Raw genomic sequence first — 21,757 nt, 5'->3', positions numbered from 1 at the left:
AGAGTATTTCGTTCATGTTCCCGATGACTTCCATCGCGACGGCGCTTGCCCTTTTTTTCTGTGCAACGGCCTTGGCCGAACCAGCGGATAACGCTAATACGCCTCGAAGTTTGCTGGCGCAGGCCAAGGGTCTGCCCAGTGAGTTCGAAGAGCATTTTTTTGATGTGCCCCTGGCTGTGCGCGTGGAGCTCGACCAACAATTTCTCGGTGAGGCGATGGTGGTGTTAACACGCGACGATCGCATCACCCTCGTTGACTTCGCGGATGTCAGCGACAGCAGGCTCAAATCCAGTGAGCGCGACACCTGGTCAAATTATTTGAAGCAAGGTGTGGCGCTGGGTGGCTGCCAGGCCAACTGCCCGGAGCAACTGATGGCGGTGCACTACAGCCTGGAAAATTCACTGGTCTCGATCCTCACGGAAAACGCCGAGCGCGATGACCAGCCACCGCTTTATTACAGTCAACCTGAAGGCGGCAGTACCGGACTGATCGTGCGCAACCAGCTCAACCTCAACGGCGGCCAGAATCAGGACCTGGGTGGGCGTTATGGCCTTGAAGCCAGCAGCAGCCTGGGCAACTGGACTCAAGCGGTCAACATCCAACTGTCACGACTGGGTGGCCTGGATGATCAGACATATCACTCGGTAAACGAGCTCTACACCCAGCGCGAACTGGCGGGCAGTTTTCTACGCTTGGGTTTGTTCACACCCTCGTCCGAAGGGCTGACCCGGCAACCGCGTACGTTCGGCACCAGCCCCGACACGGCGCTGGGCGTGATGTATGGCAGCTCCGACAGCCTGGCCATCAATAACCCGAAGCCGGCGGTCTATCCGATTTATGTCACCGCCAACCGCCAGGGTTCGGTGGAAATCTACCGCGACGGTTTGCTGATCAATACCCAGGCGATGCCCGCCGGGTTGCAGACCCTCGATACCCGCCCGCTACCGGGTGGCATCTATGAAGTGGAAGTACGCCTGATCGAGGACGGTCAGATCACCTCCAGCACCCAGGAACTGGTCTACAAACCGAACAACTGGCGCAATCACGAAGAACGCTGGCGCTACAACCTGTTTGCCGGTCGTGAGTCCAAAGTACTCAGCAACTGGGATGAGCAGGACGATGGCGACATGACCGCGGGCGCGGCGTTCAACTTCCTGCTGCACCCACGGGTGATCCTGGGGTTGAGCGGGCGACAGGTGCGCGACGCGTTGCAGTACGGCACTTCGGTGGATTGGGCGATCGTCAACAATGCCAGTGTCTATGCCAACGTCTACCAGACCGAAGACTACGGCACCGGCCTGGATGTGCAGGGGCTGTATTCCTACGGCAGCGGCAGCATCGTCGCCAGCCACAACCGCAGCTGGCTCGACACCACTCGCCTCTACGACACCCTGCCCGACGGCACGCGGGTGCGCCAACGCAATGTGTTTGTCGGTCAGACCAGTAACTCGTCGCTTTCGGTGAATCACCGAATAACCGGCAAAAGCTCGGTCAATGCCAGGGTCTCCCACAGCGAAGGCAACACCGAAGGCACCGGCGTGGATCTGGGCTGGACCCAGCGCACCCGGCTGTTCGGCAGCGACGCCAACTGGCGGCTGTCATTGTTCGACCGGCCGGGCAGCTTCAGTTCGGGTGACGATCGCAACCGTGGCATCGACCTGAGCATCAACATTGCCTTGGGCGGCCCGGGTGAGCAGATCTCCGGCAGCATTGGCACTCGCACAGCCCGAGAGGGCGGGCGGGATAACAACGCCTCGGTCACCTACCGCAAAGACCTGCAGGATCACCTGCTGCAAAGCGTTTCGGCCACGGCCATCACCGACACCTATGGCGTCGGCATGAATGCGATGGCGACGATGCAAACGGACGTCCTCAACGCTGACGGTTTCATCCAGCGTTCGTCCTACAACAATGATTTCACCGGCGGCCTGAACCTGGACAGCACCGTGGCGGTGGGTGGCCAGAAGATGGTCATGACCAGCCAGTACAGCCGCAACGGCGCCGGCATGATCATCGATGTGGAATCCGACATCGACGGCATCGCCCTGCGCGCCGACGACTTGAGCGGTGGCAGCGCGCTGCTCAAGCCCGGGCGCAATTTCGTGCCGGTCACCGCGTACAAGAGCAGTTCGGTCAGCTTCGACTTCGAAGGCAATCACGTGCCGGCCGCGACCATCCAGCCGGCACGCTCCAGCTATCACCTGAACAAGGGCGGCGTCGAATATCGCCAGGTTCGCGTGATGAAAACCCTCACCGTGCTCGGTCGTCTGGTCGACCCCCAGGGCAACCCGCTCAAGGGCCACCACATCATCAACCATGCCAGTCGCGGGGTCAGTGAAGTGGACGGCTTCTTCTCCATGGAAATGAATGCCGGCTCGCCGACCCTGGAGGTTCGCCACGGCAGCCAGTTGCTGTGCCAGTTCCGCCTGGACCCGAGCCAAGGCCGCACGGAAAACAATGTGCTGATGATCGGCGACCTGCGGTGCACGCCGGATACGTTGGCGGATGTGGCCGATGCCATGCAGAGGGCGGGTTGATGGACTCAATGCCTGGATTTTTCAGAATGCTGAACCTTCTTGCGGCCCTCCAATGGACTGCTGCAAGAGGGTTGCTCATTGGCGCCTGCCTGGTGGTGTCGAGTCAACAGATCGAGGCGAAAGTGCTGCCGATCACGGCCACCTTCAACCCGGACCCGAATAACCCGCAGAAAAACGAGTTCAAGAACACGACGCCCAGTATGGGCTTCTGTCGGGACAATCCGGTCATCTGCCAGTATTACGGCATCTTCAGCCTCCGGTCTCATGTGACGAGCGAGCTCTTTGGTCCCATCGAGGCCAACCATTCGGATGTGCGCAAGGGGGCGATGATCAAGGCTCCGGCAAACTGGCGGCACTTGACGGTAAGAGAGCGCACCACTGGCGAAGAGGCCACGGTGGAGGTTCGTATCGCCGGGGTAGGGGGGACTTATCACCTGAGCGATGACGTGCGTCTGATCACCGGTGTTCCCGACATATTTAACGCCCATAGTGCTTTATGGCAAGGAGGAAACTGGGCCCGCCCGCCGGGCTCCTGTATTGGCATCGGCAACAATAGCGTCAGTATTACCAGTTTCAATTTCTTCTGGTTGACCCCCAATGAAGGGATTTGCAGCAAGCAGGCCAATTTCCTGATTCCCGGTTTTGGCTTCCAGTATCTGGATTTCACCTACCAGCTACGCACCCCTGATCCATTGAAAATGTCCACGGGCGTCTACGAAGGGACGCAGGTATATACGATTGGCCCTGGCGGCGACTTCGATCTGGGCGACACCGTGTTGCTCGCGGACAACATCATCCAGCTCGACTTCACCCTGACGGTTGAACACGCCCTCAAGGTCGAGATCCCGCCGGGCGGCACTCGCGTTGAGCTGGTGCCCCAGGGCGGCTGGCAGGCCTGGCTGCAGCAGGGCCGTAAACCCACGCGCCTGTTCCGCGACCAGACGTTCAATATCTCGGCCAGTTCGCGCTTCAAGATGAATCTGGAATGTGAATACACACAGGACGGCAAAACCTGCTCGTTACGCGAGCCGGTGTCCGGCAACTTCGTGCCTCTGAACGTCAGCGTCAGCCTTCCTCGAGGCTTGAGCGATGCAAGCGGAAAATCCGTCGAGCGACGGCCCTTGCTTCGCGATGGCAGCGGCACCGAACTGTTCCAGCCGGCGTTTTATGTAGAGCGCAGACCCGGCACCCTGCATTTCGAGATCCCTCCCCACGAAGTGGCGTCAATGCTGCGCCCGGGGCATCAACGCCAGTATTCCGGGAATGTCACGGTGATCTGGGATTCGGAAATCTAGCGGTTCGCCCTTTGCTCTCATTCAATTAACGAGGTTCGCAACGATGAAACCCCTGTTGGCTCTGTTCGGCTTTTGCCTGTTCGCGCAAACGGCCCATGCCGGCCCCAATATCAATATCGGCACGGTGTACGACTACATGGACGGTGATAAAAGCACCTACCTGAAACGCGTTTTCAACGGCGGCGACAGCACCGCCTTCGTCAAGGTCAACATCCTGGAAATCCTCTACGACGCCGACGGCAAGTCCCGGGAAGTGCCGCTCCAGGCCAGTCCTGACGGCGCCGCCCGGGATGGCCTGATGGCCAGCCCGGCGCGCTTGATCGTGCCCGCCAACGGCATGCAGGGCACGCGCCTGTTGTACATGGGCGAGCGTGAACACGAGCGATATTTCCGTGTGCGCTTTGTGCCGGTGGTGCCCGAGAAGGAAGACGAGTTCGCGGTGTCCGTGGAGGAGCGTGAGGCGTACCGCGAGGCCCTGTCCGCCGGAGTCACGGTACTGGCCGGTTACGGCGCGGTGTTCTTCGTGCGGCCCAAGGACGCGCGTTTCGCCAGCGTGATCGAAAACGACAAGGCCAACTACCGTATCCGCAACAACGGCAACACCGTGGTGGTGATCGATGAGTTCAAGGATTGTTCGGTCAGCGACGAGCAGGACTGTATGCCGACCACCAAGCATCACATTCTGGCGGGCCGCAGTTTTCAATTCGAGAAACAGGCCGGTCGCGAGTACCGCTTTACGCTGATTGAAGGCGAGAGCAGCAAGAAACTCGATGTGAAGGGCTGGCCATTTCGAACAGGTCCTTGCGCAGGTCTTTGTCCAGGTCCATGGCTTCGATCATGCGCCACACCCGATCGCTGAGCTGCTGGCGCAACTGGCCGCCGGCGCGGTAGTCGGCCGAGTGGGTCTGCTTGTCGATCAGGGTAAAAAAGCCCCGGGAGTTCGGCTCGGTCATCAGGTCGTCCCAGGCCTCTTCGCGGAAGGTCCCCAGGCCCGGCGCCCGGTTACTCCACCAGGTCGAGTCGTTGCTCATCGGCCACTGCTCCATGGCGCGGGGGGCATAGAGTGCGTACACCTGCTCGGCGGCGAGGCCGACCGAGCGACGATATTCCTGGTAGAGCAGCCGGTTGCGTTCCGACAGGGGGGCTTGATGTACCAGGGTGCGCGCCACGATAAAGGCATCGTCGGAACCTGGCACAACGTTCGGCAGTTCGCTGATCGGGTTGTTCAGCATGTCCAGGAAGAACCCCCGCGGACGGCGCTTGCTGAACGGCCCGAACAGGCCCTCGGGCCATTTTGTGGCACCGGTGGTGCTCAAGCCGAGGATCCTCAGTTTGGGCATGCGCGAGACATCCGGAAGAAGCCTGAGTCGTGGGTTGTCATCAAGCCTGAGGGTTTCCAGGTGGGTCAGGTTGCGCAGTTGCTCGACGGCCGGCGGCGTCAGGGTGATGTCGTTGTTCATCAGACGCAAGGTGCGCAGGAAATGCATCTTGCCGATACCTTCCGGCAGCTGCGTCAAGCCGCAACTCCTGGCGCTCAGTTGGCGCAGGTGCGGGAAGCTTTCGAGCAGGCCGGAGGAGGTGGTGGTAAAGGTCGTGCGGTCCAGGTTCAGGGTGTCGATCTGCTCCAGGTAGGGCTTGATCTCCGGCATCTTCTGCCACCAGAGCTCGAGATCGATCACATCCATCTCGGTGGACAAGTCCAGCACGTAGCGGCCATTGGCAGTGCTGTTGCGTTCGCCCAGCACCGTGGGCTTTCTCTCGAAGCACTCGATGAGCCGTTCAGAAATGTGCAGCCCGCCACCGTTCACGAATCCTTCTCGATTCGGCCCCCAGGCCTCACCTTGTTCGTAGCGCCAGCGATTCAACAGCACCTTCAGGTCATCGAGCTCCCGGTCCAGTCTGTTGAGCATTTGATGCCCCTGCTCTTGCGAGCCCAGGGACTGCACAAAATGACTGACCTCCCGTTCGTTGAAATGGGGATACAGGTCTTCGACCCGCTCGGTCAGTGTGGTGGCGGAGCGCGAGAGCGTGGGGCCGCGCAACAGCGTCATGTCCTGATGGTTGGCCGTGGACAGAATCGGCGGTTCGGCGAGGGCGGTGCGGCGTTCGGCAGGGGTGTCGGTCTTGGCCATGACCCATTGCCTGAAGTGCTCGCCCTGGCCTGGTTGATAGCCAAGCTGTGCGCGTTTTTCGCTTGGCATGGCATTGAGGACGGCTTCGTAGAAATCAGTGGCGTCATGCAGTTTGCCGTTGGCGTCGTCCCATACTCCGAACTGGTTCGGCTCGTTTCGGACCAGCAGCCGAACGGTCGATGCGTCCGGGTTCCCTACGCTCGTGCGCACGGTGCCATCAGTGGCGCCTTCGCGAACCTCGATGCGCAGCTGCGCGAAGGTGTCGGTATGAATCCTCAAGGCGTTCAGCGCCAGGCTTTCGGTTTGCACCGACCACTGCGCGCCGTCGTGGAAACCCTCGTAGGCATGGTTCGTCCGGGCTTCGAACGCGGCTTCACGGGCGCGGGTCTTGAGGCTCAGGGGTAGCCGTTGCTCCTGGGTCAGGCGAGTGCGCTCGCCCGGCTCGGCAGTGTCCAGCAGGATACTGGCTGCACTGGATGGCAGCTCGGGGTAAGTCTGCCGGATCAGGCTCACCTGCGCATCGTCGCAGGCTTGCGCACCCTGATACAGCTGATTGACGATGTCGGTGTTCAGCCGGGTGGCTTCATCCGCGAGGCGATCGCGCATCGTCTGCACTTGCGCACTTTTGTCCTCCGGGCTGCCTAACACGGCCCGCAGTTCTTCTTCGCTGAGAAACTCGACCAGGTCAGGGGCGAACTCGGCGCTTGTGAGCTGTGCCAGGCTAGTGGATAGCGTCTGCTCGTTCGTTGCCTCGGCATTGCCATACTGACGGAACGGGCCGGTCCTATCGGTTTTTTCATAGACCTTCAGGGCTTTGTCCTCCGGCCAGCCGTCCAGGTAAGTCGCCAGCGGCTCAAACCAGTACGCGTCAGCATCGAGTGCCTGGCCCGTGCGAATGTTCTCCACGTTTTGCCGGGCCTGGCGCTGGATGCGCAAGCGAGTGAGGCTGTCTTCAAGCAAGGGCGGCGGGGCAGTGTTGTCGGCATACAGGCGGCGCAACGCACCTTCGTCGGTGCCGCTGGCGATGCGTACCTGTTCGAGGTCGGCGTCGGTAAAGGCCTCTACCGAGTGGCCGAGGCGGCGCATCAGGGTCGGGCGTTCCCAGGTGCGCGGGTTTTCCGCTTCATGGGTCCAGGCGCCACGACCGTTGTGTTTCACTTCCGGTTGATAGGCATTGTCGCGTTCGGGGTGCTTGACTCGCCAGGTGCCGGTTTGCGCATCCTGTTGCAGGGCGTAGTGCTGATTCTCCAGCGGCAGGATTTTTTCGCCCTCGTGGGTATGCAGCCCCAGCGCGTCAGGACGCGAGTCCGTCGGCAGCTGCACATCGGGCCGTTGATAGGGGGTGAGGTCGGGGTTCCAAAGGCGGGGTTCGCCATTGGGCAGGGTCACCGGTTTCATGCCTTCGATCAGCGGCGACAGTTTCAGGCGCGCCACCTCACCGATCTGGCCGCCGGCGGCAAACGCCACCAGTGACAGGAAGTCGGTGACCGCAGCGGTAATATGCTCGCCCGCTTCGATCCGCAAGCCCATGGTGAGGTCGAGGATGCCTTCGACGACGTCGCTGGTCATCTGGTACGCGGAGTAAACCAACATCATCTCACCCAGCCCGGGAACGAAAGGCGTGACGACCATCAGGGCGATGTTGAAGAGGTCCGAGACTATTTTCCTGAAGTTCTCCCACCAGGCCCAGCGAGCGTTGGAGTCGGCCTCGGCGGTGGACACGGCGATGTACCTGGCGTCGTTGAGGACTTTGCTGAGTTTTAGTTCGAAGCGGTACTGCCAGAGTTCGCCGGTGAACGGGGTCGTCCCGAAGTGCAGGTTGGGGGTGGTGACGGGCACTTCGCGCCAGCTCGGCCCCGGGTCCAGCGGTGCTTTTTCATGCCATTTCACTTCGAACAGACGCTGTTGCAGCCCGCCGAAAAAATGCCCACGGTCCGCCTGATCGACGAACCGGCTGAAGTATTGCTGGTAGGTCATGCCGGTGGATGACACGACAAGGTTGGCGCGCAGTTGGCGGGTCAGTTCATCCAGCAAGGCGACGCCCGATGCGTATTCCTTGAGCGGGTGCTCTGGGTCTTGCGGGACATAGGCAATCACCGGCGTGACGGCGCGCGGGTCTTGCTCCGCCCGGGCGGTGAGCAACACGATGCCGGTCAGCCGGCTGTCGAGAATGGACAACTCGCTGAACTCCATCACCCAGCCTTTGCGGGTGAGGTTGCGCTGGCCATCGAGCATGCTCAGGATCAGGTCTCGGGCTTGCGCGTCGATGTCCCCGGTCAGGACCGCCAGTTGCGCGGCGGCCTTGAACGCGGCCTTGTCGCTCTCGATGAGCTTGCGTTTCAAGACGCCTTGGGCGAGACCGTCCTTGGGCTTTAGCTGTTCTTCCAGGTACTTGTTGTAGCGTGCGCCGATGTCCAGCTCACGGCACAGGCCCTGGAACTGGGCGATGCTCATCTTGCGTTTGATCGGCAAGATATCGAAGTGCCCGCGCGCATCGGGCTGGCTGATGAAGTCCGAGTCCGCTTCGCAGGTTTCCTTGCTCGAAAAGTTGTGCAGGGCCGCGTCCAGCAACGAGACGGTGCGGGTGACCACGCCACCCAGGTCGCTGGCGTACCAGGGCAGGGTTTTCGGTAGGTAGAGGTACAGGCAGGTTTGGGTTACATCGACATCAACCCTGTACTGTTTCAGCAGGGCATCGGTGAGTAACGGTTCGGCGAACTCGTAGACGCCCTGGACTTTCTCCAGAGTGCGGTCGACGCTGTTTTGGGCTGACCAGAGTTCGAGGTTGGCCTGTTGCAACGGCGTGTGGTCGAAAACCCTGGAGATCGTTGTCCACTGCTCAGACGTGCTTTTGGTTTGGCTCAGTTCGCGAATGCGTTGGCGCGAGGCGCCCTTGAACGTGGGGTGGATCCGGCTCTGGATGAAGTCGTAGTGGCGACCTTTTTCTTCGCCGGTGTCAGCAGATATACGTCCATGTATGTGCGGCATGTTTTGCATAAACCTCAAGCGTTAAGTGGCGTTCCAGCCTAACGCTCGGGGCTTAAAGTAAAAGTCGGTTTTATCGTTGCCGAATCGGTGTCTGTCCGCTTAAACCATTTGAATTATCCATGCCGAAAATAACTATGTACCACCCGGCGTTCTTCAGCGCCGTGCCACCTCGACCGGCAGGCACTGACTGTTGCTCCCCGGTTGCAGATACGGCGTGAGAATCGGTGCCATGCCCTTGAGTACTTGTACCGGCAAGGCCGAGGTGAACTTGAAGGCTTCGGCCGTGCGCCCCGGCACGAACGCGGTCAGGGTGCCGAAATGGGTGTCGCCGATGTAAAACACGAAGGTCGCAGTGCGGTTGATCGACTTCGAGCTGAGGATGCGACCGCCTGAACCGATGGCCTCGATGCGGTTGTCACCGGTACCGGTCTTGCCACCCATGGCCAGGGCTTTGCCATCCGGGGTGGTGAAGCTGCCGGCAACGCGTTTGGCCGTACCGGCGTCCACCACCTGCGACAAGGCTTCGCGCATGGCCGTGGCAACCTCGGACGGCATCACCCGCTTGCCGACATCCGGGTCATTGATCAGCTTGGTTTCATAGGGTGTGTTCGCCGCGAAGTGCAGGCTGTCGATGCGCAGCGTCGGCATGCGTACGCCGTCGTTGAGGATGGTACCGATCAGCTCGGCCAAAGCAGCCGGACGGTCGCCGGAACTGCCGATGGCGGTGGCCAGCGATGGCACCAGATGATCGAACGGGTAGCCGACTTGCTGCCAGCGCTGGTGAATGTCGAGGAAGGCTTCGATCTCCAGGATGGTGCGGATCCGGTTGTCCCGCGCGCCCTTGTGACGGCTCTTGAACAGCCAGCTGTAGACTTCCTGGCGCTCGAATTGGCTGGCTTTGACGATGTCCTTGAATGTGGCGTCCGGGTGGCTCAGCAAGTAGCCCATCATCCACAGGTCCAGTGGGTGGACCTTGGCGATGAAACCCTGGTCGGGCAAGTCGTAGGTGCCGGGTCCATAGGCGAGGTACAGGCGTTCGAGGCGCTCGTCGGTGAGTTTCTCCTTGTCGATGCTGGCCTTTTCGCCGGTGAGGTGCGAACGCACAAAGGTGTTGAAGCTTTGCTGGCTGGCCTGCGGCAACAGGTAACGGTGCACGGCGGCCAGGCGAATCGGTGTCGGGCGCATGCTGTCGAGGAAGGTCTCGAGGCGCGCCTGGGTGTCCTTGTTGCGGTATTTTTTCCAGAACTTGAGCAGGAACGACGTGCCTTCGCGGTCGGCAAAGGAAGCCAGGTACTCCTGGCGCCGGGGGTCGCGGTCGTCCTTGAGCAATTCGGCCCTGTTGTTAGGGCCCGAATACGTGGTGTAGCGCACGATGTCGCGCATCAGGCGAATGAACGGCAGGTTGATCGATTCCCGCAGGGCATCGCGCAGGGTCGGGTTGCGGCCGTTGTCTTCCTTGCGGAAGTTATTGAACGTGTGCAAGCCGCCACCAGTGAAAAACGCTTCGCCGGGGCTGGCGGAGTACTTGCGATCCAGCGCGGCGCCGAGCATGGGTTGCAGGCTGTGGTCCTTGTTCTGGATCAGGTAGTCGACCACCCAGCGGCTCAGGCGATCCTGTTCCGGCACCTCAAGTTTCTTCAGATCCGGGACGGACATTTCGCCATATTTGTCGTGCAACTCGGCAATGATCTGCAGGTAAGTGGTCAGCACGCGCATTTTGGCGGTGGAGCCCAGTTCCAGTTTGCTGCCTTCATTGATATCGAAGGGTTGATCGGTGCTGTCGGTTTGTACCCGCACTCGTGAGCCATCCGGTGTCAGCTCGAACAGCGTGAAGCTGTAGCGCACCTGGGTGGTGCTGGTGGGGGTCAGCAAGCGTTCGCCCATCAGGCCGATTTCGGCGGCATAGGCCGGGTCGGCCAGGCGCTTGAGGTAGGCGGTGGCCTGGGTTTGCAGCTCGCCTTGCAGGGTGCTGGTGGCCGAGAGGTCGAGCCGGTCCAGATCGTACAGCGGACGATTGAGCAACCCGGCCAGGCGGCTGCGCGCCACGCTGATGCCCTTGTTGGTTTCGATCGGTTGAATGGTCGGTTGGGTCGCCCAGTCGCGGTACGTGACTTTGCTGGCCAATGCCGCCGCGGCAAAAGGTGCATCGATTACGCCGTTTTGAGCCAGCAGGCGAATGTGGCTGTTGGTAAGGTCGGCCAGTTCATCGTGGCCCTTGGTCAGGTAATGGGAGGGGCGGCGCTGGGCAATCATCAACGACAGCATCTCGCGCAGGGCCAGGCCTTTTTCCGCCATGCTTTGCGGATCGGTGGCATTACTCGCCAGGGTTTCGTTGGCCTTGTTGAAGTCGGCGCCGTACCACACGCGCAAACCCTCGGCCATGCCATGCACTTCACCGTGGCCCGGCACCGCCGACAGCGGCACGCTATTGAGGTAATCGCGCACCACGTTTTGCCGCGCCTTGAGCGTTTGCGGCCCATCCTGATAGGCGCGCACGGTGGCGGAAATCATCTGGCGTATTTTTTCCCCGCCCGACACGGTCAAGCCATCGGGTGAGTGCCGATACTTCTCCAGTTGCGTAGCCAGGGTACTGCCACCCGCCGATTGACCGGGCAGGTGCAACATCTTGGCGACCTGGGTATACGCCGCCATGCCGAAGCGCGGCCAGTCCACCGCGGGGTTGGCGAGGGGTTGGCGCGGGTCGAGCAAAAAGCGGTTTTCGATAAACAGCAGGCTATTGACCACCACCGGCGGGATCGCCTCGAAGCTGTCGTAGAGCTGTTGCGGATACTTGTACTGATACAAGGGGTTTGCGCGGCAATCGGTGATGGACAATCCCGCCTGGATTTTCTCCGCATAAGGCACGAACAGGCCCTTGTCCGTGTAGTCCATCAAGGCCTGGGAAAACCGGGTCTGGGCGGAAATGACGTAATCACGCTTGAGCAGGCGCGGCAGGAATTCATCCAGCGAGCTGTAACCCAGGCGCAGGTCGAATGGCCCGGCGCCAGGGTAATGAATCGCGTCGCTGGGACCGGGTTTGAGTTCATAGCTCAGGGTTTTGGCAAACTTGCTGACTTCCCTGGCTTGAAACCTCGAGGTGCGCATCTCCTTGGACGCCGCCAGGCCTACGACAATCGCAATGATTACCAACAACAACCAAAACGCTTTCCAGCCGTGCTTGACGCGGCTGCGAGGAGGTTTTTCAGGTATCGGCGCTTCATCCACAGGTTCAGTCTGGACCACGGTTGTACTCGAATCGTTTTGCTGTAAAGCGCCCATAGTCGATTGATCCATTCACGCAGATTGATCTGACTTGTCTGAAGCTTAGTAGGCGCTGCCGAAGGCTGCGATCTTTTGATCTTGTCTTTTAAAAGCAAATCAAAAGATCGCAGCCTGCGGCAGCTCCTACAGGTCTGATCTAGAGCCCTCGAGAGGATTGCCGGGACATGACGACGCACCAATACCGTGCAATACTCGCCGCCGTTTCAAAAAGCGAAAATTCCTACAAGACCCAGATAATCCATCTCCGTGGATAGCGCTTTCACCGAGATTTACACCTGATTTTTGTGGTTTATAGAGTGAAAATCTCTGTCGCGAGCTTTTTATACTGCACCCCCGCTGATCTCGCAGGTTTCGGCCTGCAAGACGGTTCTGCCCACGAAGCAGGGTCGGTCAAGGGAGGCGATGGCTTATCGGTCAACGCTTCGCCACTCGGTGGATATATCCAATAACAATACGAGGTTGTACCCCATGCCCGTAGGCAATCACCTGCCCCACGGCGAGACCGCCCAGGGCGGCCCGCTCAAACGTGAACTCGGCGAACGGCATATCCGCTTGATGGCACTCGGTGCCTGTATCGGCGTCGGTCTGTTTCTCGGTTCGGCCAAGGCCATTGAAATGGCTGGCCCGGCCATCATGCTGTCCTACATCATCGGCGGCCTGGCCATCCTGGTGATCATGCGCGCGCTCGGCGAAATGGCCGTGCACAACCCGGTCGCCGGCTCGTTCAGCCGTTACGCCCAAGACTACCTCGGCCCGCTGGCGGGCTTCCTGACCGGTTGGAACTACTGGTTCCTGTGGCTGGTGACCTGTGTTGCGGAAATCACCGCCGTGGCGGTGTACATGGGCGTCTGGTTCCCCGATGTGCCGCGCTGGATCTGGGCGCTGGCGGCATTGGTCAGCATGGGTTCGATCAACCTGATCGCGGTGAAGGCCTTCGGTGAATTCGAATTCTGGTTCGCCCTGATCAAGATCGTCACCATCATTGCGATGGTGCTCGGTGGTATCGGCATCATCGCATTCGGTTTCGGCAACGACGGTGTGGCCTTGGGGATTTCCAACCTCTGGACCCATGGCGGTTTCATGCCAAACGGCGTGCAGGGCGTGTTGATGTCCCTGCAAATGGTCATGTTCGCCTACCTCGGCGTGGAGATGATCGGCCTGACCGCTGGTGAAGCGAAAAACCCGCAAAAGACCATTCCCAGCGCAATCGGCTCGGTGTTCTGGCGGATCCTGCTGTTCTACGTCGGTGCGCTGTTCGTGATCCTGTCGATCTACCCGTGGAACGAAATCGGTACCCAGGGCAGCCCGTTCGTGATGACCTTCGAGCGCCTGGGCATCAAGACCGCCGCCGGCATCATCAATTTCGTGGTGATCACGGCCGCGCTGTCGTCCTGCAACGGCGGCATCTTCAGCACCGGGCGCATGCTCTACAGCCTGGCGCAGAACGGCCAGGCCCCGGCCGGTTTCGCCAAGACCTCCAGCAACGGCGTGCCGCGTCGCGCCTTGCTGCTGTCGATTGGCGCCCTGCTGCTGGGCGTACTGCTCAACTACCTGGTGCCTGAGAAGGTGTTTGTCTGGGTGACGGCGATTGCCACCTTCGGCGCAATCTGGACCTGGGTGATGATCCTGCTGGCCCAGCTCAAGTTCCGCAAAGGCCTGAGCGCCAGCGAGCGTGCCGGCCTCAAATACCGCATGTGGTTGTACCCGATCAGCTCTTACCTGGCGCTGGCATTCCTGGTGCTGGTGGTCGGCCTGATGGCGTACTTCCCGGACACGCGCGTGGCGCTGTATGTAGGGCCTGCGTTCCTGGTGCTGCTGACGGTGTTGTTCTATATGTTCAAGCTGCAACCGACCAATGTGGCGCAGGGTGCGGTGCGTTCGGCTTCGTAACGTTTAGCGCACGCGGGGGGAGGTGCATATTTGGATTGGGTGTATATCCATTTCTGCGGTAACGGCCACTTATGGTTTCGCCCTTACGGCGAGTCACTTGGAAGAGCCCCAAGTAACCAAGGGCTCTTGCCCCTGACGTTCGGTGGCTCGCTAAGGCTCGCCATGCCCTCGCTCCGGTCCTGCTCCGTGGGTCGCCGCGATGGGCCATCCTTGGCCCAGCGCGGCTAAACCGGCATCCATGCCGTTTTACCCACTGCGCAGAACCTCCACTCGGCCTCTCGATGGGGCAAGAAAATCAAAAGCCAAAGCAAAAGCGAGGCGGCCTGACAGCCGACCTGATCGGGAGCCGTACGCATTCCCCTTGTAGGAGCCAGGCTTGCCGGCGAAGAACGATAACGCGGTACAACAGACACACCGCAGCGCCTGGTTCGCCGGCAAGCCTGGCTCCTACAGGGAGTCAAGTGCAGCCGTAAAAGTCAGGTCGGCTGTCAGGCCGCCTCGCTTTTGTTTTTGATCTGGGTGCCCCGTTAACCACGATGGCCGAACGCAGGCATTGCGCAGTGGGTAAACCGGCAGGACGCCGGTTTAGCCGCGCTGGGCCAGGGATGGCCCATCGCGGCGACCCACGGAGCAATGCCGGAGAGAGGGCATGCCGAGCCTAGGCGAGGCACCGAGTGGTGGGGCAAGAGCCTTTTGGTTACTTTTGGGCTCTTTTTTCAAAAGTGACCCGCCGTAAGGGCGGAACCAATAGCGGCCGTTACCGCAGCAACGGATATCCCCCCAATCCAGTTCTTAAACACGGCTTTTTTTTACAAGGCGGTGACCGCCGGAACGGGTCGGTTCAAACGCTTGTTGAACTCAAGCCACGCCCCCAGCAACGCCATCAACCCAGCCCCAACCAATGCCGTGAAGATCTGCATGGCGAACGCATCGTCGGTCAGCGCGTTGAGCATGTCCGCCAGGGGGGCCAGCAGTACGCCCAGGCAAAAAATCTCCAGGGAAAAACGCCCCATGCGACAGCTTTGCTGTGCCAGCCAGTTTTGTGTCCAGCCGGTATCGGGCAGCAGTTTCGCGGTGACGTAGGCCAGCGCCAGGAAGTGCAGCAGGCGCACCGGCGACAGGTTGGTCTTGCTGATCGGATACAGCAGGTTGCCCAGGCTGGCAGGCATCAGGGCGTCGTGGATCTGTGGCCAGCGCCAGGCGATGGTCAGCACTGCGGCGAGTACGGAATACACCGCCGCGGTCATGAACAACGGCTGGCGCACCAGCGGCCGGGTGTCGGGCAAACGTGGGCGTTGAGCCTGTATCGCCGCCGCGCCGCCAAGGACAAACAACAGTTGCCAGGCGACGGGGTTGAAGTACCAGACGCCATCCTTGATCGCGGCCAGGTTCCAGCCGAACAACGGCACGGTCAGGTATAGCGCAAAGGACACCGCTACCACCGGCCAGACCTTGCGCACCAGTATCGGCAGCACCAGCGGCAAGCCCGCCAGCAGCACGATGTACAGCGGCAGCGGGTCCATCAGGTTCGGTTTGAAACGCAGCAACAGCTCATCGATCAAGGCCTGCTGAGGGTCGCTGATGAAATGGCGCATGCCCATTTCTTCCACCAGGTCGCGGGTTTCCACATGGCTGTTGGCGAAGAACACGATGCCCATCAGCATCGCCAGCAGGAAGATGTGCACCACATAGAGCACCCAGGCGCGGCGCAGGATTTTCACGCAGGCGATCAAAAAGCCCTCGCGCGCCAGGACTTTGCCGTAGGCCAGGACGGCCGCGTAACCGGCCAGGAACACGAAGACTTCTGCGGCATCGCTGAAGCCGAAGTTGCGCAGCGTGATTTGTCCCAAAGGGTTGTGCGGCACGTGATCCCAGAAAATGAAGATCAGTGCCAGGCCGCGAAAAAAATCGATCCGGTGATCGCGCGCTAACGTCATGACGGCAGGCTCGTAGACAGGTATTGAATAAAGGATTGGCCGAAGGCGCAAAAAGTTGCAGGCCGAATATGGGCGGCGCGCAGGGTGGACTGATTCGCCGACAATTGCAAAGGCGGGATATTTCGGAATGTCTCCCGGGGTGATCGCAGACCCTGACCGCTGGTCTGAAAGGTCGCCTTACCTGCGATTTATGACAGCAGACAAGCTCAAATACTTGTGTGGTCAGCGTTCTATCGCAGGAGCGTCACGTGAGACTTTCATGCAAGGGCTTGTCCAGCTACACCGTAATTGGCGTCGCGAACACGCTGATTCACTGGCAGATCTTTTTTCTCTTGAGCGTGGCCGCCGGCTTCAGCCAGGCGCTCAGCAACCTGGCAGCCTTCTGCGTGGCCGCCTCGTTTTCCTTTTATATGAACGCGCTCTATACCTTTGATGCCAAGGCGTCAGTTGGCGGATACCTGTCGTTCATGCTGGCGATGGGCGCGCTCAGTCTCGGCGTCGGCCATGCGGGCGATGTCTGGCGCTTGCATGGCTTGCTCACCGTGGCACTGTTTTCTGCATTGAGCCTGGTGTTCGGCTTCCTGTTTTCCAAGTACGTGGTGTTTCGTGAGCGTGATTCATGAAGGTTTCGCTTATCGTCCCGGTGTTCAACGAAGAACAGGCGATCAATCTGTTTTACCAGGCGGTTCGACGTGAGTTGAAACTCGACGGGGCCGAGGTCGAGATCGTGTTCATCAATGACGGCAGCTCCGATGGCACGGCCGCACAGGCATCGGCCCTGGCGCAGGCGGACGAACAGGTGATGCTGATCAATTTCTCGCGCAATTTCGGCAAGGAGCCGGCGCTGTTTGCCGGGCTGGAATATGCCAGCGGCGATGCGGTCATCCCGATGGACGTCGACCTGCAGGACCCGATCAGCGTCATCCCGCGGTTGATCGAAAAATGGCAAAAAGGCGCGGATGTGGTTCTGGCCAAGCGCCGCGACCGCACCGCCGACAGTTATATGAAGCGTCACAGCGCTGCGCTGTTCTATCACCTGTTGAATCGGATTTCCTACACCCGCATCGAAGAGAACGTCGGTGACTTCCGGCTTATGGATCGCAAGGTGGTGGACGTGATCCGCACCTTGCCCGAGCATCAGTTGTTCATGAAAGGCGTGCTGTCCTGGGCCGGGTTCAATACCGTGGTGGTGGAATACGAACGGGCCGAACGCGTCGCCGGCAGCAGCAAGTTCAATGTGTGGAAACTGTGGAACCTGGCACTGGAGGGCGTGACGTCGTTCAGCACCGTACCGTTGCGACTGTGGACCTACGTTGGCGGCGGTATTTCGATTTTTGCGGTGCTGTACGCGGTGTACATGGTGCTGGACAAGATTTTCTTCGGTAACAGCGTGCCCGGTTACCCTTCGTTGATGACCGCCATTCTGTTTCTCGGCGGCGTGCAACTGATCGGCATCGGCATCCTTGGCGAATACGTCGGCCGCATCTACATCGAAGCCAAGCACCGGCCGCGCTATGTGGTCAAGGACATCATCGGCGGCAAAAACAGGCGCGAACCCTAGCATGGGCCGGTTCAGCGATTTCTTCATCAAGGAACTCACTCGACGCCAGGCCTGGCTGTTTTTTTTGCCTGCGACCTTCGCGTACGTCCTGCCGTTGATCCTCGCGGATTTTCCCTACATCGATGACAACTGGCGCTCGCTGTCGGCCGGCATGGCCTGGGCACAGGAAGGGCGGTTGTTCGCCGAGTTGTTCTACAACGCGCTGACCTTCAGCACTGGCGCGCCGAACATCTTTCCATTGCCGCTGTTGATCGCCACCCTGGCCATGTCCTGGGCACTGACCAGCCTGACTTTTCATCACTTCCGCGCGCCGACCATCAGCTGCTGCCTGGTGCTGTTGCCACTCTGGTACAACCCGTTCTTCCTGCAAAACCTGACCTATCAATACGACGGCCCGGTCATGACCCTGAGTGTGGTGGCGGTGATCTTCGCCATCACCTTCCGTCACCCTTCGCGCATTCTGCAATGGCTGGTGCCTTCCTTCCTGATTGCACTGGCGCTGGGCCTGTATCAAATCAGCGTCAATGTGTTTCTCGGCCTGTGCTGTCTTGAAGTATTCAGGGCGGTCAATGACCAAGTGGCCTGGTCGCGGTGGGGCGCTTTGATCGGCTGGCGGATCGCCCAGCTGTTTCTCGGGTGGCTGATCTACTGGGTCAGTGCATTTCCTTTTATGGGACAAGGTCGCACGGTGTTGCTTAACTGGTCGGCGCAGCCTTTGCTGCAAATCCACATCAACATCGCGCGAGTCCTGGAGAAAGTCGTGCTGTTGTTCCATGGCGGATTTGCCTGGGTGTGCGCCGGGTTGTTGCTCTGCGCCATCGCCGGTGCTGTTTGCCTGGGCTTGAAGATTCTCGAGCGCAAGGACAGCGGGTCGAAGAAGCTGCTGATCGGTCTGCTGTGTCTGTTAACCGTGCCGGTCGTGGTGGTGTTGGTGTCCGGTGTCGCGCTGTTTTTCCGCGACTTCAACGAAGGCGCCAGGACCTTGATGGGGTTCGCGGTGTTGCTGGTGCTGCTGTTTTATTTGAGTCATCTGGCGCTGGCAACGCTTCACGAACGTTTGCCCCTGCTGTTGCTGGTGCCACTGCTGGCCATGTTGTCGTTGTGTTTTGCCTATGGCCGGGTCCTGACGGTGCAGAAAGCCTTCGCCAGCAGTGCGCTGAACAGTCTTGAGCGCGACATCGCCAGCCATCAATCCTTGCGTGACGCCAAGCGCATCTACATGTCGGTGACCTATTCCGATCACTGGTTAATGGCGGCGGCGGGTTCGTTCAAGCAACTGCCCGTGCTGCATTATCTGCTTAACGTCGACTTCTACATACTGGCTGAAAACCTGCCGAAAGTCGGCATCACCAACGTGGTCGCGGAGAAGGAGCGACGCAACGCGACACGGGTGGGTTATCTAAACTACCCGCCGCTGGTGGAGACCCAGTTCTACCGGATTTACCTGATTGGCGATTACGGATTCATCGTCATGAAAGAACCGGCCCCGATCAAATCGCTGCGTTGGTGACGCGCAATGTCGGGGCCGTGACGGTCAGGCTGCCGCCACCTCATTGGGCTCGAAACTGTCCGCCCGCGCCATCTGCCACATCCGCGAGTAGAACTCGCCATTGATTTCACCGGTCAGCAATTCCCCCGGTTTGAGGAACACATGCAGCTGTGAGAAGAGTTTGATCTCGGTCGCCGACATGCGCCGTACCAAGTGCTTGGCCGACAGTTGCGATGGGTGTTCAAGGCCCGCGGCGGCAAGCATCTCGGCCAGACCCTTGAGGGTGTTGCGATGGAAGTTGTAGACACGCTGGGCCTTGTCCGGCACTACCAGCGCGCGCTGGCGCAGGGTGTCCTGGGTGGCGACGCCGGTCGGGCATTTGTTGGTGTGGCAGCTTTGCGACTGGATGCAACCGATGGCGAACATGAAACCGCGCGCCGAGTTGGCCCAGTCGGCGCCGATGGCCAGCACGCTGGCGATATCGAACGCGCTGACGATTTTGCCGCTGGCGCCGAGCTTGATTTTGTCCCGCAAGTTCAAGCCCACCAGGGTGTTGTGCACGAATAACAGGCCTTCGCGCATCGGCACGCCGATGTGGTCGGTGAATTCCACGGGCGCGGCACCGGTGCCACCTTCCTTGCCGTCGACGACGATGAAGTCCGGGAGAATGCCGGTTTCCAGCATGGCCTTGGCGATACCCATGAATTCCCACGGGTGACCCAGGCAAAATTTGAAACCCACCGGTTTGCCGCCGGACAGTTCGCGCAATTGCTGGATGAAATGCATCAGCTCGATCGGCGTGGAGAAGGCGCTATGGCGTGACGGCGAGATGCAGTCTTCGCCCATGCTGATGCCGCGGGTGTCGGCGATTTCCTGGGTGACCTTGTGCTTGGGCAGGATCCCGCCGTGGCCCGGCTTGGCGCCCTGGCTCATCTTGATTTCGATCATGCGCACTTGCGGTGTCTGTGCTTGCGCGGCGAAGCGTTGCGGGTCGAAGCGTCCGTCGGCGGTGCGGCAACCGAAGTAGCCGCTGCCCAGTTCCCAGGTCAGGTCGCCGCCGTGTTCGCGGTGATAGGGGCTGATGCTGCCTTCGCCGGTGTCATGGGCGAAGTTGCCGAGCTTGGCGCCCTGGTTCAACGCGCGGATGGCGTTGGCGCTGAGCGAGCCGAAGCTCATGGCCGAGATGTTGAACACCGACGCCGAATACGGCTGGGTGCACTGCGGGCCGCCGACGGTGACGCGAAAAGCGCTCGGGTCGCTCAAGGGGGCCGGGCGCATCGAGTGGCCGATGAATTCGAAGCCGGACTGGTACACGTCGATCAAGGTACCGAAGGGTTTGTCGGCGCTCTCATTCTTGGCCCGGGAATAGACCAGCGAACGCTGGGCGCGGGAGAAGGGCAGGGCGTCGCTGTCGGATTCGAGCAGGTACTGGCGGATTTCCGGGCGGATGGCTTCGACCAGGTAGCGGATGTTGCCCAGGATCGGGTAATTGCGCCGCACCGCGTGGGGGCTTTGCAGCAAGTCGCCGATGCCGATCAGGCTGAGGATGCCGGTGACGGCGGTGAATGGCCACAGCCAGTCGTGCTCGAGGAAGGGCAGGCTGGCGAGGGTGAAGATCACGCACGCGGCAAAGAAGGCGTAGCGGCTCAGGAGTGACAGGCTCATACGGTTTCCTTGGGTTCGGACGGGCTAAAGGCACAACACTGTAGGAGCGAGCCTGCTCGCGATGGTCTTCAACGATAACGCGTGCTATCTGAATGCTCGCGTTGTCTTGGCGTTTTTCGCGAGCAGGCTCGCTCCTACAGAAAGGCATTTCAGCGCTATGTCAGGCGTTTTGTGCCTGGAGAAAAATCGAAAACAGCTCGGACTGGGACTTGATCCCCAGCTTGCTGTACATGTGTTTCTTGTGGACTTTCACGGTCTCGATCGAGATTTCCAGTTTGCGGGCGATTTCCTTGCTGGAGCAGCCGCTGAGCATCAAGCGCCCGACATCCAGCTCCCGCGCGGTCAATTGTGCGCCCTTGAGTTGTTGCACCGAAGCTTCCAGTTGCACTCGCCAGTCACCTTGTACCGGCACTGGGGCAACGGCCACCCCTTCATTGATCTCGTAGGGCAGGCGCTGGCGCAACAATCCGAGCACCCACGGCTGGATCAGCGACAGCAGGGCAATCTGCCCGGCGCTGAAGCGTTGCTGGCTGCCCAGTGACAGGCACAACGTGCGGTCGCCCTCCAGTTGGCAATTAAACTGTATTTCGTCGGCCACGACATTTACACGAAAGTATCGTTGATAGTACTCGGTGAGTTCGAAATGCTCCGGCGCCACTTCCGCCAGGCGATACAAACCGCTGCGCGACTGCTCGCGGCAGGCGATGTAGAACGGATCGAGCAGGTACAGGCCGCGCAGGTAATCCTGGAACAGCGGGTCGGGGCCGCCGTCAATGCCTGGGCATTCGGCGAATACTTGCGGGTGCTGATCGGCGCTGAACAGCAAGGCCACCCAGCTGTCGCAGGGCACGTATTGATCCAGCAGGCGCACCAGCTGCGTCCAGAAATTGGGCTTGTCCAGGGCATCGATCAATTGCCCGACCGAACGGTGCCAGGCGATGTCGTCCAGCGAGAGTGTCATGCCTCTACCCCTATCGTGTT

At 60.3% G+C, this 21,757-nt stretch carries 11 protein-coding genes and 1 pseudogene; 7 read left to right on the top strand and 5 right to left on the bottom strand.

Features of this window, described 5'->3' with window-relative positions; translation table 11 throughout:
* The first annotated feature begins 14 nt into the window (after positions 1-14).
* From OH720_RS26365 to OH720_RS26355, 3 genes and pseudogenes are all read left to right on the top strand, one after another.
* Positions 15-2,537, top strand: coding sequence for a TcfC E-set like domain-containing protein (locus OH720_RS26365; protein WP_272603462.1), 2,523 nt, complete (start codon positions 15-17; stop codon positions 2,535-2,537).
* Positions 2,538-2,563: 26 nt separating this feature from the next.
* Entirely contained in the window at positions 2,564-3,832 is a 1,269-nt protein-coding gene (locus tag OH720_RS26360) for a hypothetical protein (protein ID WP_272603461.1), read from the top strand.
* Positions 3,833-3,875: 43 nt separating this feature from the next.
* Positions 3,876-4,613: pseudogene (locus tag OH720_RS26355) on the top strand (molecular chaperone); the annotation flags it as partial.
* Here OH720_RS26355 and OH720_RS26350 read toward each other — a convergent pair.
* Complete coding sequence (locus OH720_RS26350) at positions 4,567-8,952, bottom strand: dermonecrotic toxin domain-containing protein (protein ID WP_336299057.1); 4,386 nt, start codon at positions 8,950-8,952, stop codon at positions 4,567-4,569. The pseudogene OH720_RS26355 and the gene OH720_RS26350 sit on opposite strands and share 47 nt — an antisense overlap.
* Positions 8,953-9,105: 153 nt before the next feature.
* Complete coding sequence (locus tag OH720_RS26345) at positions 9,106-12,231, bottom strand: transglycosylase domain-containing protein (protein ID WP_272603459.1); 3,126 nt, start codon at positions 12,229-12,231, stop codon at positions 9,106-9,108.
* Between the two features lie 471 nt (positions 12,232-12,702).
* On the opposite strand from OH720_RS26345, the gene OH720_RS26340 reads away from it, so the two are divergent.
* Positions 12,703-14,124, top strand: a complete 1,422-nt coding sequence (locus tag OH720_RS26340; RefSeq protein WP_272603458.1) for an amino acid permease — start codon at positions 12,703-12,705, stop codon at positions 14,122-14,124.
* An 809-nt stretch (positions 14,125-14,933) separates the two neighbouring features.
* Here OH720_RS26340 and OH720_RS26335 read toward each other — a convergent pair.
* Positions 14,934-16,061 carry an OpgC family protein gene (locus OH720_RS26335; protein ID WP_272603457.1) on the bottom strand — a complete coding sequence of 376 codons (1,128 nt, stop codon included), beginning with the start codon at positions 16,059-16,061 and terminating at the stop codon, positions 14,934-14,936.
* A 248-nt stretch (positions 16,062-16,309) separates the two neighbouring features.
* Here OH720_RS26335 and OH720_RS26330 point away from each other — a divergent pair, with 248 nt between their 5' ends.
* From OH720_RS26330 to OH720_RS26320, 3 genes are read left to right on the top strand one after another with little or no spacing between them, the layout of a single operon-like run.
* Entirely contained in the window at positions 16,310-16,684 is a 375-nt protein-coding gene (locus OH720_RS26330; RefSeq protein WP_272603456.1) for a GtrA family protein, read from the top strand.
* The gene (locus tag OH720_RS26325; RefSeq protein WP_272603455.1) at positions 16,681-17,622 is read left to right on the top strand and encodes a glycosyltransferase family 2 protein; all 942 of its coding nucleotides are present in this window, start codon (positions 16,681-16,683) and stop codon (positions 17,620-17,622) included. Before OH720_RS26330 ends, OH720_RS26325 begins: the two co-directional genes overlap by 4 nt.
* A 1-nt stretch (position 17,623) precedes the next feature.
* On the top strand, positions 17,624-19,132 hold the full coding sequence (locus OH720_RS26320; RefSeq protein ID WP_272603454.1) for a glucosyltransferase domain-containing protein: 1,509 nt from the start codon (positions 17,624-17,626) through the stop codon (positions 19,130-19,132).
* Between the two features lie 24 nt (positions 19,133-19,156).
* Here the strand turns inward: OH720_RS26320 and OH720_RS26315 are convergent, their stop codons facing one another.
* Complete coding sequence (locus OH720_RS26315) at positions 19,157-20,776, bottom strand: FMN-binding glutamate synthase family protein (RefSeq protein ID WP_272603453.1); 1,620 nt, start codon at positions 20,774-20,776, stop codon at positions 19,157-19,159.
* 160 nt (positions 20,777-20,936) lie between these two features.
* Positions 20,937-21,737 carry a helix-turn-helix transcriptional regulator gene (locus OH720_RS26310; RefSeq protein WP_272603452.1) on the bottom strand — a complete coding sequence of 267 codons (801 nt, stop codon included), beginning with the start codon at positions 21,735-21,737 and terminating at the stop codon, positions 20,937-20,939.
* Between the last annotated feature and the right edge of the window lie 20 nt (positions 21,738-21,757).

The organism is Pseudomonas sp. WJP1 (assembly GCF_028471945.1).
Lineage (GTDB): Bacteria > Pseudomonadota > Gammaproteobacteria > Pseudomonadales > Pseudomonadaceae > Aquipseudomonas.
The sequence above is the reverse complement of the archived record's forward strand: the minus strand, read 5'-3'. Positions and strand labels throughout refer to the sequence as shown.

Bases quoted from the DNA above. Each gene is read 5' to 3' on its own strand.
- OH720_RS26340 (WP_272603458.1), top strand. From the start codon at position 12,703: ATGCCCGTAGGCAATCACCTGCCCCACGGCGAGACCGCCCAGGGCGGC.
- OH720_RS26365 (WP_272603462.1), top strand. From the start codon at position 15: ATGTTCCCGATGACTTCCATCGCGACGGCGCTTGCCCTTTTTTTCTGT.
- OH720_RS26320 (WP_272603454.1), top strand. From the start codon at position 17,624: ATGGGCCGGTTCAGCGATTTCTTCATCAAGGAACTCACTCGACGCCAG.
- OH720_RS26345 (WP_272603459.1), bottom strand. From the start codon at position 12,231: ATGGGCGCTTTACAGCAAAACGATTCGAGTACAACCGTGGTCCAGACT.
- OH720_RS26310 (WP_272603452.1), bottom strand. From the start codon at position 21,737: ATGACACTCTCGCTGGACGACATCGCCTGGCACCGTTCGGTCGGGCAA.
- OH720_RS26315 (WP_272603453.1), bottom strand. From the start codon at position 20,776: ATGAGCCTGTCACTCCTGAGCCGCTACGCCTTCTTTGCCGCGTGCGTG.
- OH720_RS26325 (WP_272603455.1), top strand. From the start codon at position 16,681: ATGAAGGTTTCGCTTATCGTCCCGGTGTTCAACGAAGAACAGGCGATC.
- OH720_RS26350 (WP_336299057.1), bottom strand. From the start codon at position 8,952: ATGCCGCACATACATGGACGTATATCTGCTGACACCGGCGAAGAAAAA.
- OH720_RS26360 (WP_272603461.1), top strand. From the start codon at position 2,564: ATGCTGAACCTTCTTGCGGCCCTCCAATGGACTGCTGCAAGAGGGTTG.
- OH720_RS26335 (WP_272603457.1), bottom strand. From the start codon at position 16,061: ATGACGTTAGCGCGCGATCACCGGATCGATTTTTTTCGCGGCCTGGCA.